We start from the raw sequence: 13555 nt of genomic DNA on the forward strand, positions 1-13555 counted from the left end.
GCTTCGCGCTGTATCCGTCAGCGAATACAGCAAAGGCTCAGATCCCGCCGATGCACATGTACTTGATGACAACATAGTCATCGATGCCGTAGTGCGATCCTTCGCGACCGAGTCCCGATTGCTTGACGCCGCCGAACGGCGCGACTTCGTTCGAGATCAGGCCGGTGTTGATGCCCACCATGCCGTATTCGAGCGCTTCGGCGACCCGCCACACGCGGCCGATATCGCGGCTGTAGAAATAGGCGGCGAGACCGAACTCGGTGTCGTTCGCGAGACGGATCACTTCTTCGTCGGACGAGAAGCGGAAGAGAGGCGCCAGCGGGCCGAACGTTTCGTCGCGTGCGACCTTCATCGAAGGCGTGACGTCGGCGAGAATCGTCGGCTCGAAAAAGCCATGGCCGAGCGCATGCCGCTTGCCGCCGGTGACGAGGCGCGCACCTTTTGCCAAGGCGTCTTCGATGTGCGATTCGACTTTCAGCACGGCCGCTTCGTTGATCAGCGGACCTTGGGTGACGCCTTCATCGGTGCCCTTGCCGACCTTCAGACCGCCGACGGCGTCCCGCAGCTTCGCCGCGAACGCGTCATAGACACGGTCGTGAACATAGAAGCGGTTGGTGCAGACGCAGGTCTGTCCGCTGTTGCGGTACTTCGACGCGATTGCGCCAGCGACGGCCTCATCGAGATCGGCGTCGTCGAACACGATGAACGGCGCGTTGCCGCCGAGTTCGAGCGAGACCTTCTTGACGGTCGGCGCGCACTGCGCCATCAGCAGGCGGCCAACCGGCGTCGAGCCCGTGAACGACAGCTTGCGCACGATCGGGTTACCGGTCATTTCCGCACCGATGGCTTTCGGGTCGCCGGTGATGACGCTGAAAACGCCGGCCGGAACGCCTGCGCGTTCGGCGAGCACGGCAAGCGCAAACGCCGACAGCGGCGTGGCTTCCGCCGGCTTGACGATGATCGGGCAACCTGCCGCCAGCGCAGGGCCGACCTTGCGCGTGATCATCGCGGCGGGGAAATTCCACGGCGTGATCGCCGCGCACACACCGATCGGCTCTTTCGTGACGACGATGCGTTTGTCCGGCGACGGCGTCGGGATCGTGTCACCGTTGACGCGCTTCGCTTCTTCCGAGAACCATTCGAGGAACGAGGCTGCGTAGACGATTTCGCCTTTCGCTTCGGCGAGCGGCTTGCCTTGCTCGGTCGTCAGGATGAGGGCGAGGTCGTCGGCATTGGCGAGCATCAGATCGTACCAGGCGCGCAGAATCTTTGCGCGTTCCTTGCCCGTTTTTGCACGCCACGCCGGCCACGCCGCGTGGGCGGCCTCGATCGCGCGACGGGTTTCCTGCGCGCCCATGCGCGGCACTTTGGCGATGCGCTCGCCGGTTGCCGGGTTGACGACGTCGAACGTGGTGTCGTCGTCCGCCTGTTGCCATTGGCCCGCGAGCCAGGCGCGAGTTTGCAACAGCTTCGGGTCTTTCAGATTTGCAAGCGTTTGCGTCATGATCGGGTTCTCGAAGGTTTCTGGAAAGAAGGCGAATCAGGCGGCAATGCCCACGGTTTCCTTCAATACCTCTTCGAGAATGGCGACCCCTTCTTCGAAGACGGCGTCCTGAATCGTCAGCGGGAACAGGAAGCGGATCACGTTCGAGTAGACGCCGCACGTGAGCAGCAAAAGACCGCGCTCGAGTGCACGCGCCTGCACGCGCTTCGTGAAGTCGGCGTCCGGCTCGCTGGTGCCGGCCTTGTTGAACTCGACTGCGACCATCGCGCCCGGGCCGCGCACGTCGGCGATCTGCGCGACTTCGCCGCGCAGCGCGACGAGCCTCGCCTTCAGGCGTTCGCCGAGAACAGTTGCACGCTCGCACAGTTGCTCTTCGTCGATGATGTCGAGCACGGCGTGCGCGGCTGCCACGGCCAGCGGATTGCCGGCGTACGTGCCACCCAGCCCGCCAGGCGCTGCCGCATCCATGATCTCCGCACGGCCGACCACGCCCGACAGCGGCATGCCGCCCGCCAAACTCTTGGCGATCGTCATCAGATCCGGCACGACGTCATAGTGCTGCATCGCGAACAGCTTGCCGGTGCGTGCAAAACCCGTCTGCACTTCGTCGGCGATCAGCAGGATGCCGTGCTCGTTGCACAGCTTGCGCAGCGCCCGCACGAACTCGGTCGGCGCCGCATAGAAACCGCCTTCACCTTGCACCGGCTCGAAAATGATCGCGGCGACGCGCTTCGGATCGATATCGGCCTTGAACAGATGTTCGATCGCGCGCAGTGAATCGGCAACCGAGACGCCATGCAGCGGGTTCGGGAACGGGGCATGGAAGACGTCCGACGGGAACGGTCCGAAGCCGATCTTGTACGGTGCGACCTTGCCCGTCAGCGCCATGCCCATCAGCGTGCGGCCGTGAAAGCCGCCCGTGAACGCGATCACGCCCGGACGGCCGGTTGCCGCGCGCGCAATCTTGATCGCGTTTTCGACAGCTTCGGCGCCGGTCGTGAAGAACGCGGTTTTCTTCGGATGGTCGCCCGGCGCGCGGGCGTTGATCTTCTCGGCCAGTTCGACATACGAGGCGTACGGCACGATCTGATACGCGGTGTGCGTGAAGTGATCCAGTTGCTCGCGGATCGCGGCGACGATCTTCGGATGACGGTGGCCCGTGTTGACCACGGCAATGCCGGCGCCGAAATCGATGAAACGGCGACCCTCGATGTCCCACAGCTCTGCGTTCTCCGCGCGCTCGGCGTAGAAGTTGCACATCACGCCGACGCCACGTGGGGTCGCGGCGTCCTTACGGGCTTGAAGTCCTGCATTGGTGTTGGCCATGGTCATCTCCTTCGCTTGGCATTCTTCGGGGGGCGGTCGGGCGCCGCGCAAAGCGGCACATGTAGCGACTATAATCAGATTTGGCTCTTAACTTCAGAGCCATTTCAATAAAAATGTAGGAGCCAATCATGCGCGCGAGCGTTCTGTCCGACTGGCTGGCCCAGCGGCTCGATCGGGGCAACGGCCAGCCGGTCTACCGGCAACTGCACCGGCTGCTGCAGCAGGCCATCCTGTCGCGCGAACTGCCGGCAGGCAGCAAGGTGCCGTCTTCGCGTCTTCTGGCGGCCGAACTTGGCATCGCGCGCAATACCGTCACGCAGGTGTACGAGCAGCTGGTGCTCGAAGGCTACGTCAGTTCGGCGACCGGGCGCGGCACCTTCGTCGCCGACAGCGCACCGGACGAAATCATGGGTGCGCCGGATGCCGCGGCCCCAAACGTACCGTCCAGCGTGACTGACATACCGTCTCAGCCGCTTCCCGCTGCGCGGGCGCTGTCGTCGCGCGGCGCGCGGCTGATCGCCGGCGCCGGAGTATCGAAGCGGCAATGGGGCGCGTTCATGCCCGGCGTACCGGACGTGTCGCGCTTTCCCGCGCGCGTCTGGAGCCGGCTGCACGCGAAGTACTGGCGGCGCCTGCGTCCCGACCTGCTGACCTACGCGCCGGGCGGCGGCCTCGCGCTGCTGCGTCATGCGCTGGCCGAATACCTGCGCACGTCGCGCTCGGTGCGCTGCACGCCGGAGCAGATCATCATCACGACGGGCATCCACCAGTCCGTCGATCTGGCCGTGCGTCTGCTGTCCGATCCCGGCGACGTGATCTGGACCGAAGATCCCTGCTACTGGGGCGTGCGCAGCGTGCTGCATGTGTCGGGCCTGCAATCGCGGCCGATTGCCGTAGATGAAGAAGGGATCAACCCGTCCGCCGACGATCTCGCGGCGCCGCCCCGGCTGATGCTGGTTACGCCGTCGCATCAATACCCGCTCGGCATGGTGATGAGCCTCGCGCGGCGGCGGATGCTCCTCGAGTATGCGCGCCAGCATCAGTGCTGGATCATCGAAGACGACTACGATAGCGAATTTCGTTACGGCAGCCGGCCGCTTGCTTCGCTGCAGGGGCTGGATACGGCGGGTCAGGTGATCTACGTCGGCAGCTTCGGCAAGACGTTGTTTCCCGGCCTGCGGATCGGTTATCTGGTGGTGCCCGAGGCGCTCGCCGAAAGTTTCGCGACGGCGAGCGCGGAGCTGTATCGCGAAGGGCAGTTATTGCAGCAGGCGGTGCTGGCGGAATTCATTGCGGAAGGGCATTTCACGTCGCATATCCGCAAGATGCGCACCTTGTACGGTCAGCGCCGGCAGACGCTGCTCGACGCTGCCGCGCGCCGTTATGGCGATGCGCTGCCCGCCGTCGGCGGCGACGCGGGCCTGCATCTCGTGATGCAGCTGCCCGAAGGCACCGACGACCGCGCCGTGGCGCAAGCCGCGCTGGAACGCAACATCGTCGTGCGGCCGCTGTCCGGCTACTACGCGGAACCGGCGCGCGCGCCCTCCGGGCTTCTGATCGGCTATGCGTGCGTGCCCGACGATGAAATCGCGCCTGCGTTCGATACGCTCGCCGAGGCGATCGATACGACGCTCACGCAATTTGCGTGAGCCGCTGACGCGCGACGAACCGCAAGTCAGATGCGGATCAGCACGGCGCCGAGCGTGACGAGCAGGCAGGCGGCGATGCGTCGCGTCGTCAGTTTTTCGCGCATCACGAGCCAGCCGATCAGCACCGCGAAGATCGAGCTGAGCTCGCGCAGCGCAGACACCATCGCGATCGGCAGATAGCGGTAGGCCTCGATGATCAGGCAGTAAGCGGTGAGCGCGATCACGCCGGACAGCATGCCCTTGAACACCTTGTCGCGCCCGATGAAAAGCCCCCTCGCGCCACCGCGCCAGTGCCACACGAGCAGGAACTGCGGGACATTCCAGATCAGATAGACCCACATGATGTAGCTGAGCCCATTGCCTGCCACACGTGCGCCGATCCCGTCGACGATCGAATACGTCGCGATAAAGAAGCCGGTGAGCAGCGCAAATGGCACGCTCTCGCCCGAAAACCGCATGTTCCGGCGAAACGCCAGCGAGACGATGCCGATCGAGACCAGCATCACGCCCATGGCAGCCAGCGGCTTGAGCGCCTCGTGCGCGAACATGAGTGCGCCGACGAACACGAGCATCGGCGACAGGCCGCGTGCGATCGGATAGATCTGACCGAAGTCGCCGCTACGGTACGCGCGGATCAGGGCGAGGCAATAGCCGAACTCGAGCACCACGGAAGCCAGGATGTAAGGCCAGGCGGCGGGCGCGGGCAATGGCAGGACGACGACACCGATCGCACTGACGACGACATACGGAATCGCCATCATGCCGAGCAGCCAGATCCGGTCTTCGGAGAGATGCAGAAACGCGTTCCAGGTCGCGTGAAGCAACGCGGACAACAGGACCAGCAGCACCACAAACGTTTCCATCAAAGACCAGGGCGTAAGAGGGCGGTGAAAGCCGCAAGCGTGTTGTTATTCCGGCAGAACCCGGTTGCCGCGAAGCCGTCCGCGGCCCAACGGGGCGAGTCCGCGCTGGCCGGGTACGGCGGAGATGCCTTTCTATCAGATTATTCAAGGCGGCGAAAGCTTGCTGCAGGCCTCGTCCGAAGCTTGAAGAAAGGAAGAGAGGGGGAGAAGAGTGCGTGCCGCACGTCGCGGCACCGCGATTGCAGGAACAGCCTCAGATCACCCGTTCGCGCAGCCAGGCGGAAGCGAGATCGATCGCGCTCACCACCACGATCACCATCAGCATCACGGCCGCCGTCTGCGCGTAGTCGAAGGAGCGGATCGCTTCGTACAGCACGACGCCGATCCCGCCGGCGCCGACCATGCCGACCACCATCGCCGAGCGCACGTTCGACTCGAAACGGTACAGCGCGTAGGAAATCCACAACGGCATCACCTGTGGCAGCACGCCGTAGATGATTTCATCGAGACTCGTGGCGCCTGTTGCGCGCACCCCTTCCGCCGGGCGCGGATCGATGGCTTCGACCGCTTCGGCAAACAGCTTGGCCAGCACACCGGTCGTGTGGACCCACAACGCGAGCACGCCGGCGAACGGACCCAAACCGACCGCGACGATGAACAGCATCGCGAACACCATCTCGTTGATCGCGCGGCACGCGTCCATCAGGCGGCGCACTGGCTGCACGACCCAGGCGGGCGCCATGTTGGTCGCCGACATCAGGCCGAACGGTACGGCGCACACGAGCGACAGGGCCGTGCCCCACACCGCGACCGAAAGCGTCACGAGCATCTCGTGCACATACGTGCGCCGTTCGGTGAAGTCCGGCGGAAAGAAGTCTTTCGCGAACTGGCCCATGTTGCCGGAATCGGTCAGCAGATCGAGCGGACGCATGTCCGCGCCGTGCCACGATGCACCCAGCACCGCGATCGCGACGATCCAGCCGATGAGCGATACCCAGCTGCGCTTGCCGGCGCGCGCAGCCGGATGCCCGCTCGCGTGACCCGCGGCGCCGGTGCGTTGCGGCTCACGGGCAGCCGTCAGGTCGACGCCGTTCATTGCTTCGACGCAGCGGCGTTGAGCGCGCCAAGCTGGGCGTCGAGTGCGGCGAGCTGGGTCTGGCGGTCGCTGTCCGACAGATGCGTATCGCTTTCGATCTTCTGCTTCTTCTGGAACAGCGCGACCTGACGGATCGGCAGGAGCTGTGCGTCAGACGAAGCCGCGAAACCAGCGTAGCCCGTGATGCCGGCCATCACTTCCTTCTCGTGCGGATCGCTCTTCGCATAGTTCAGGAAGAAGTTGCGCAGCCTGTCTTTGGTTGCCTGCGGCAGATCCTTGCGCCACACGAGCGGATCCGACGGAATCAGCGGCGACGTCCACAGCACGCGCACCTGGGCGAACTTGTCCGGATGCTGCTTTTTCAGCGTATCGAGCATCTCGGTGTTATTGGTCGCAATGTCGATCTTGTTGTTCACGACAGCCAGCAGGTTCGCTTCGTGGCTCGACGGCAGCACGGTCTTGAACGAGGTTTGCACCGGCGCGTTGTGCTTCGCGAAAAGGTAATAGCCGGGGATCAGTGAGCCGGATGTCGAGTTCGGATCGCCGAAACCGAGCGTGACGTCCTTCGTATTCTTGAACACGTCGTCGAGCGTCTTGAAGCGGCTGTTGATGTTGGTGATGAGCACCGAGTTGTAACCCGAGTCGCCGTTTGCGTACACCGCCTTCGCGAAGACTTCGCCGTTCGAGCGGTCGACGGCTTCCATCGCCGACGCGTTGCCGAAGTAGCCGACCTGCACCTTGTTAAAGCGCATCCCTTCGATGATGCCCGAATAATCGGTAGCGAAGAACGCCTTCACGTTCAGGCCGGTCTGCTTGTTGAGATCGTCGATCAGCGGCTGCCAGCGTTGCTTCAGCACCGCCGACGAATCGGTCGAAATGATGCCGAGATTCAGGTCTTCGGCGCGGACAGCCTGGGTGGCGAGGCTGGCAAATGCGGCCATGCCGACGATCAGCGAGCGCAGGAGTTTCATTGGTTCAGTTTCCGTTGGATGAGCGTGTGTAGTGAGCGTGCGCAATCAGCGTGACCGGTCGGTGACCGGCATGCTGATGCGGTCAAACGGTGGGAGCGGGATCGAGCGTGAAGGCGTAGCGCGCGGACTGCGCGACAGTGCCCTCGCCGCTGCTCTTTTCGTCGAGCAGTTCGCGGGCGTCGTCGCCATAGAGTTGCTTGAGCAGTGCTGGCGTAAGCGCGCTGGACGGGCCGTCGTAGACCACCTTGCCGCGCCGCATGGCGACAGTGCGCGGGCAGTACTGCATGGCCATGTCGACCTGATGCAGCGACACGAGGACGGTCAGCTGATATTCGGCGTTCAGCGTGCGCAGCATTTCCATCACCCGGCGCGATGACTCCGGATCGAGCGAGGCGATCGGCTCGTCGGCGAGAATGATGCGGGCGCGCTGCACGAGTGCGCGTGCCAGCGCCGCACGCTGCTGCTGGCCGCCCGACAGCGTCGCTGCGCGTTCATAAGCGTGCTCGGCGATGCCGACTTCGCTCAGCGCGTTCATTGAAAGCGTGCGCTCGGTGAGCGGGAAACGGCCTGTCAGACGACGCCACAGCGGCAGCCGCGCGAGGGCGCCGATCAGCACGTTGCTCTCTACCGACAGCCGGTTCACGAGGTTGAACTGCTGAAAGACGAAACCGATATCGCGCCGAATGCTTCGCACTTCACGCACGATGCGGCCGTTCTGCTGGATCGGCCGGCCGAGAATCGAGATCTGCGAGGGTTGCGCGTCCGATACCGTGAAGCCGGCAATGTGCCGCAAGAGCGTCGACTTGCCCGAGCCTGAGGCGCCGATCAGCGCGACCATTTCGCCCGGCTCGATGCGCAGATCGATTTCGTCGAGTGCCTTGCGGCCGTTGTTGAACGTCTTGCTGAGACGCTCAATGCGGATGGCTTCCATGAATGCTCCGTCAAGGGATCCGACCGACAGCCGGAAAGTTGACGGACATTCTAGAAAGCGTCTATGACAGTTGGGTGAAGGCATTGAGACATCTAGACGACTATATCTGTTGACGCACGATGCACGCAAACGTTCATGGGTTATGTGACACCGCCATGACATGACGCCCGGTACTGTCGCATTGTTACGCTTCATTCGCTGTGGACGGGATATATTGGCGAAATTGACGTGTGCCGTCCCAACGCCCCGAAAACTTTTCCAACGATACCCGGCGTCGCCATGCAACCACTCAGCTTTCTTGCCGACAGCTTTGCGGAGTACGAAGATCTGAAGGCAATTCTGGAGGACGGCAGCGCCAGCTTCGAGATTCAGACCATCTGCGAAACACGCGTGCAAGGCCGCACCTTCGCAATCCATACGGCGAGCATTGGCTCGACTGATCCACGGGCGCCTGCCATCGGTTTCTTCGGGGGTATTCACGGCCTGGAGCGGATCGGCACGCAACTCGTGCTCGACTATATGCGCGCGTTGCTCACGCGGCTCGAATGGGACGAGCTGCTCGTGCGGCAGCTGCAATCGATTCGCCTGATTTTTATGCCGATCGTCAATCCCGGCGGCATGTGGGCAGCGACGCGCGCCAATCCGAACGGCGTCGACCTGATGCGCAACGCGCCGCAGGATGCCGACGACCGCGTGCCGTTTCTTGCGGGCGGCCAGCGCCTCGGTGCATGGCTGCCGTGGTATCGCGGGCGACGCGGCGCGCCGATGGAAGCGGAGGCAGAGGCGCTTTTGCGGGTCGTCGAAAGCGAACTGGCAATGCGCCCGCTCAGCTTTGCGCTCGACTGTCATTCGGGTTACGGCTGGGGCGACAGCATCTGGTTCCCGTATGCCCGTACGCGCGAACTGATGCGCCACCTGCCGGAAATGTTCGCGTTGAAGACGATGTTCGAACACGCCCATCCGCATCACGGCTATACGTTCGAGCCGCAAAGCCATCAGTACCTGCTGCACGGCGACCTGTGGGACTACGCATACGATCGTACCCCGCCGACCAACGTTCTGCTGCCGATGACGCTCGAACTCGGCTCGTGGCTGTGGATCAAGAAGAATCCGTGGCAACTCTTCTCGCGCCAGGGCATGTTCAATCCGGTCAAGGCACATCGGACGGCGCGCGTTTTGAGGCGGCACGCGAACCTGCTTGAATTCCTGACGCGCGCAGCGTTCTCCGCGCAACGCTGGCTGCCGGAAGGCAAACGCAGGCAGCAGTTACAGCGAAGTGCGATCGACCACTGGTACCGCAAGGCGGGCACATGACGACATGGATCCTGCTGCGCGGGCTCACGCGCGAAGCGAGGCATTGGGGACCTTTCCCGGGGCTGCTGCGCGCCGCGACGGATGCCGGCGATGTGCTGCTGCCTGACCTGCCCGGCAACGGCGCCTACACGCGTTTGCGTGCGCCGCTGGAGGTCGCCGATATGGTCGGTTTCGTGCGCCTTGCTGCACTGCAAAGCGGCGTGCCGGGACCATACCGGCTTCTGGCGATGTCGCTTGGAGGGATGGTGGCGACCGCGTGGGCGCAGCGACATCCACAGGATATCGAACGAATTGTTCTCATCAATACCAGCATGCGGCCGTTCAGCCGCGCGCAGGAGCGCCTGCGGCCGGACGCGTGGCCGGATCTGCTGCGTGTTGCAGCGCACTGGGGTCACACGGGCGACGGGCAGGAGCCGGAGTCGCTCATTCATCGGCTTACATGTAACAACCGGAACAGCGTCAACGACGATCTCGCCGCGTGGTGTGCGATTCGCGCCAGCGCGCCTGTTGGCCGGGGCAACGCACTGCGCCAGCTCTTCGCCGCCGCGCGGTTCAGTGCAGGGCGGAGCGTGCCGCAATGTCCGGCCTTGATTCTTTCATCGGCAGATGACCGGCTCGTGAACCCGGTGTGTTCCGAACAGCTCGCCAACGCGTGGCGCGCGACGCATCGTCGTCATCCATGGGCGGGGCATGACCTGCCGCACGACGACCCTGAATGGACTTGTGAAGCCATCGCGACGTGGCTTGCTCAGGCGCCCCTTTCGACGCACACGCCCATTTCTCAGTGACAGTACGAAGTCAGGCCGAAATTATCGGATGAAGCATATCCGTCAGATATGTTGCACTGCGAACCAACGGATAAAAATGAGTTGAGGTCAAGCGGGTTTACCCGTCCCGCAAATGAGTGATACGGCCAGATAGAAGCGGCGGGGTAAATCCGCTCTATCTCAAAAAGATACGTTTTCGAGATCGTGCGGGCTGATTCTTTCGCCACCTTACATGCGTGCGGTATCCCGCAGAAACCAAGCCGGACAAGGCTTCGCCCCCAAATGGTGGGAGCCGCAAGCACCGGTCCGGCCTGCAGTTCCCGATTCGGCCCGACAAAAGCGAAACGTTTTTCCGTGAGCCGGTTCCGCACGAGAAATGCGCGCTAACCTGTTGAATTAACGACAATTGTGCGATCGCACAAAGTGTGCGTACCCCAATTCGATATCACGATGCGTTTCAAAATCGCAACATAAAATGGCAGGGAAAACCCTTATAAAAATATTCCGCATTGCGGAAAATATTACTTTGTCTTTAATTTCAAATACTTACCAACATGGCATCGCCTATGCGTTTAGGTGCGGCGGATTGGTGATGTTTGCCAAGCCGCCCCACCCCCGAATGAACATCAGGAGGATCCCATGCGAAAGACTTTACTGGCGTCCGCTGCGGCCTTGGCTCTAGGCTTCAGTGGCTACGCGATGGCAAATCCATGTAGTGACAACGCGAAGTCCTGTGACCAGACATCCACGTCGGGTGCCAACTCGCTGACCAGCAGCGCAACCAACACTCAAACCACCGGCAGCGGTAGCAATGCCAACGAAATTGCCTCTGGCGCGAGCGTCTGGCAGGACTCCTTCAACAGCACCAAGGTCGTCGCACTGAGCAAACTGGACGGGACGGTAAGTAACGTCAGCGTCTACGGGATCGGCAACGTTGCCAAGAACTTCGGCAGTGCTGCAGGCGGTAGCGGTGGCAAGGGTGGTTCCGGCTGGGGCGGCACGGGCAACGGCGGCAACGGCGGCAACGGCGGTGCTGGCGGCAACGGCGGCAGCGGCGGCAGCGCAACCAATGGCAGCGCGACGGCAGGCTATGCCTCTAACGGCAGCGCAACGGCCGGCGATGGCATTGGGGGTGACGGCGCCAAGGGCGGCAGTGCGCACGCAGGCGGCACCCAGGGTGGCAACGGCACCGGCAAGGGCGGCTGGGCAGCGGCAGGCAGCCTGGCAGCTGGCGGTATTGCTGCGGGCGCTGGCGGCTCCGCAGGTGGCAACGGCGGCGGCGGCGGCGGCGGCGGATCCGGCGGCGACGGTGGCGGCGCTCATGCGTTCAAGCACTCGACCGCGACGGCGACGTCGGCAGGCGGTGCGGGCGGCGCGGGCGCAGCGGGCGGCGCAGGCGGCGGCACGGGCGGCGCGGGCTCAGGTACAGGCGGAGCGGCGACGACTGGCGCGACCTCCGGTACCGGCGGTGCGGGTAGCGGCACGGGCGGTGCAGGCGGCGCTGCGACAGCCACGGCTGGCGCGGGCGCTGCAGGCGGCACGGGCACCGGCGGTAGCGCGACCAACGGCGGCGCAAGCACCATGGCGTCGAACGGCAGCGCAACGGCAGGCGTAGGCGCAGCTGGAGCAGCTGGTGGTGCGGGCGGCGCAGGTGGCACGGGCGCAGGCGGCGTAGGCAACGGAGCAGTCGGCGGTGCCGGCGGCGCCGGTGGGACCAATTCCGTCAATGCTGGCACTTTCGACATGGCTAACACCATGACGGGCGCGGCTCAGTCGGCAGCGGGCATCGTGGTGATGAACCAGAACAGCGGTGCGGCGTCGCTTGTGCAACAGGCCGTCACTGTTCAGGCGAATCTGACTGTTGGCCATTAAGGAACAGGAGGCTGTTATGCGAAGAACTTTAATGGCCTCCGCTGTAGCCCTGGCCCTGGGCTTCAGCGGATACGCCATGGCCAATCCATGTAGTGACAACGAGAAGTCGTGCGATCAGAAGTCAACGTCTGGAGCGAACAGTCTCACCAGTACCGCGACCTCGACTCAAACGACAACCACCGGCAGCAATGCCAATGAGGTGGCTTCTAATGCTTCGGTCACGCAGGACTCCTTCAATCACACGAAGGTTGTCGCGCTGAGCAAGCTGGAAGGCTCGGTCACCTATGTGGGTGTAACAGGCATCGGCAACGTCGCCAAGAACTGGGGCAGTGCCGCAGGCGGCAGCGGCGGCAAGGCTGGCAACGGCTATGGCGGTGCTGCCTACGGCGGCAATGGCGGCAATAGCGGCAATAGCGGCAGCGGTGGCGATGGTGGCACCGCGAAGAACGGCAGCGCGAAGGCCGGCGACGTCACCAACGGCAGTGCCACAGCTGGCATCGGCTATGGCGGCGACGGCGGCAAGGGCGGCTCCGCGAGTGCAGGTGGCACGCAGGGCGGCAGCGGCTACGGCAAGGGCGGGTCGGCCCTGGGCGTGAGCGTAGCCGCAGGCGGTGTGGCCGTTGGCCTGGGCGGTAAGGATAGCGGCAATGGTGGCAAGGGCGGCAGCGGCGGAGGCGGCGGCGACGGTGGCGGTGCAAGTGCTGCCCGTCACTCCACGGCAACCTCGACGTCGGCGGGCGGCGCGGGCAGCGCGGGTGGCGCTGGCGGCGCAGGCGGCGGCACCGGCGGGGTAGCCACGGCTACCGGAGGTGCGGCCACGACCGGCGCGGTCACGGCATCGGGCGGTGCAGGTACGGGCACCGGCGGTGCGGGTGGCGCTGCGACGGCCACGGCTGGCAATGGCGGCGCGGGCGGCACGGGTACCGGCGGCAGCGGTACCAACGGCAGCGCGATGTCGACCGCCACCAATGGCAGCGCGACCGGAGGCGCAGGTGCAGCAGGTGCGGCAGGTGTTGCAGGTGCAGCGGGTGCGACCGGGACTGGCGGCGTTGGCAACGGTGGTGTTGGCGGCGCGGGCGGTGCAGGCGGCACGAACACTGTCAATGCCGGCACGTTCGACGCGTCTAACACCATGACGGCGGCGGCTCAGTCGGCAGCGGGCATCTCGGTCATGAACCAGAGCAGTAGCATGGCTTCCTTCGCGCAACAAGCTGTCACCGTTCAGGCGAATCTGACTGTCGGACATTGAGTCAGAGTCGGCT

At 64.2% G+C, this 13555-nt stretch carries 11 protein-coding genes; 5 read left to right on the top strand and 6 right to left on the bottom strand.

Annotated elements, in window-relative coordinates; all coding sequences use genetic code 11:
- Positions 1 to 37 precede the first annotated feature (37 nt).
- Entirely contained in the window at positions 38 to 1504 is a 1467-nt protein-coding gene (locus B0G77_RS35805) for an NAD-dependent succinate-semialdehyde dehydrogenase (protein ID WP_133666482.1), read from the bottom strand.
- Between the two features lie 36 nt (positions 1505 to 1540).
- Positions 1541 to 2830: a 4-aminobutyrate--2-oxoglutarate transaminase gene (locus tag B0G77_RS35810; protein WP_133666483.1), complete on the bottom strand. Its 1290-nt coding sequence runs from the start codon at positions 2828 to 2830 to the stop codon at positions 1541 to 1543.
- A gap of 128 nt (positions 2831 to 2958) precedes the next feature.
- Here B0G77_RS35810 and B0G77_RS35815 point away from each other — a divergent pair, with 128 nt between their 5' ends.
- Positions 2959 to 4479: a PLP-dependent aminotransferase family protein gene (locus B0G77_RS35815; RefSeq protein WP_133666484.1), complete on the top strand. Its 1521-nt coding sequence runs from the start codon at positions 2959 to 2961 to the stop codon at positions 4477 to 4479.
- A gap of 26 nt (positions 4480 to 4505) precedes the next feature.
- Here the strand turns inward: B0G77_RS35815 and B0G77_RS35820 are convergent, their stop codons facing one another.
- The 4 genes from B0G77_RS35820 to phnC form a co-directional block, all read right to left on the bottom strand.
- A complete protein-coding gene (locus tag B0G77_RS35820) occupies positions 4506 to 5342 on the bottom strand; it encodes a DMT family transporter (RefSeq protein WP_133666485.1) in 837 nt (278 codons plus the stop codon).
- Between the two features lie 253 nt (positions 5343 to 5595).
- Entirely contained in the window at positions 5596 to 6438 is an 843-nt protein-coding gene (gene phnE / locus B0G77_RS35825) for a phosphonate ABC transporter, permease protein PhnE (RefSeq protein ID WP_133666486.1), read from the bottom strand.
- Complete coding sequence (gene phnD, locus B0G77_RS35830; protein ID WP_133666487.1) at positions 6435 to 7409, bottom strand: phosphonate ABC transporter substrate-binding protein; 975 nt, start codon at positions 7407 to 7409, stop codon at positions 6435 to 6437. Before phnD ends, phnE begins: the two co-directional genes overlap by 4 nt.
- An 82-nt stretch (positions 7410 to 7491) precedes the next feature.
- Positions 7492 to 8340 (bottom strand): phosphonate ABC transporter ATP-binding protein, encoded by an 849-nt coding sequence (gene phnC, locus B0G77_RS35835; RefSeq protein ID WP_243751350.1) that lies wholly within the window; start codon positions 8338 to 8340, stop codon positions 7492 to 7494.
- Between the two features lie 279 nt (positions 8341 to 8619).
- On the opposite strand from phnC, the gene B0G77_RS35840 reads away from it, so the two are divergent.
- The 4 genes from B0G77_RS35840 to B0G77_RS35860 all read left to right on the top strand — a co-directional run bounded on the left by B0G77_RS35840 (position 8620) and on the right by B0G77_RS35860 (position 13542).
- Positions 8620 to 9654 (top strand): M14 family zinc carboxypeptidase, encoded by a 1035-nt coding sequence (locus B0G77_RS35840; protein WP_133666488.1) that lies wholly within the window; start codon positions 8620 to 8622, stop codon positions 9652 to 9654.
- Complete coding sequence (locus B0G77_RS35845) at positions 9651 to 10442, top strand: alpha/beta hydrolase (protein ID WP_133666489.1); 792 nt, start codon at positions 9651 to 9653, stop codon at positions 10440 to 10442. Before B0G77_RS35840 ends, B0G77_RS35845 begins: the two co-directional genes overlap by 4 nt.
- A 618-nt stretch (positions 10443 to 11060) precedes the next feature.
- On the top strand, positions 11061 to 12293 hold the full coding sequence (locus tag B0G77_RS43935; protein WP_208116543.1) for a hypothetical protein: 1233 nt from the start codon (positions 11061 to 11063) through the stop codon (positions 12291 to 12293).
- Positions 12294 to 12309: 16 nt separating this feature from the next.
- Positions 12310 to 13542: a hypothetical protein gene (locus B0G77_RS35860; protein WP_133666490.1), complete on the top strand. Its 1233-nt coding sequence runs from the start codon at positions 12310 to 12312 to the stop codon at positions 13540 to 13542.
- Positions 13543 to 13555 lie beyond the last annotated feature (13 nt).

Origin of the sequence: Paraburkholderia sp. BL10I2N1, assembly GCF_004361815.1 — a bacterium.
Classification (GTDB): Bacteria; Pseudomonadota; Gammaproteobacteria; order Burkholderiales; family Burkholderiaceae; genus Paraburkholderia.

Coding starts and splice junctions, on each gene's coding strand:
- B0G77_RS35805 (WP_133666482.1), bottom strand. CDS start 1,504: ATGACGCAAACGCTTGCAAATCTGAAAGACCCGAAGCTGTTGCAAACT.
- B0G77_RS35810 (WP_133666483.1), bottom strand. CDS start 2,830: ATGGCCAACACCAATGCAGGACTTCAAGCCCGTAAGGACGCCGCGACC.
- B0G77_RS35815 (WP_133666484.1), top strand. CDS start 2,959: ATGCGCGCGAGCGTTCTGTCCGACTGGCTGGCCCAGCGGCTCGATCGG.
- B0G77_RS35820 (WP_133666485.1), bottom strand. CDS start 5,342: ATGGAAACGTTTGTGGTGCTGCTGGTCCTGTTGTCCGCGTTGCTTCAC.
- phnE (WP_133666486.1), bottom strand. CDS start 6,438: ATGAACGGCGTCGACCTGACGGCTGCCCGTGAGCCGCAACGCACCGGC.
- phnD (WP_133666487.1), bottom strand. CDS start 7,409: ATGAAACTCCTGCGCTCGCTGATCGTCGGCATGGCCGCATTTGCCAGC.
- phnC (WP_243751350.1), bottom strand. CDS start 8,340: ATGGAAGCCATCCGCATTGAGCGTCTCAGCAAGACGTTCAACAACGGC.
- B0G77_RS35840 (WP_133666488.1), top strand. CDS start 8,620: ATGCAACCACTCAGCTTTCTTGCCGACAGCTTTGCGGAGTACGAAGAT.
- B0G77_RS35845 (WP_133666489.1), top strand. CDS start 9,651: ATGACGACATGGATCCTGCTGCGCGGGCTCACGCGCGAAGCGAGGCAT.
- B0G77_RS43935 (WP_208116543.1), top strand. CDS start 11,061: ATGCGAAAGACTTTACTGGCGTCCGCTGCGGCCTTGGCTCTAGGCTTC.
- B0G77_RS35860 (WP_133666490.1), top strand. CDS start 12,310: ATGCGAAGAACTTTAATGGCCTCCGCTGTAGCCCTGGCCCTGGGCTTC.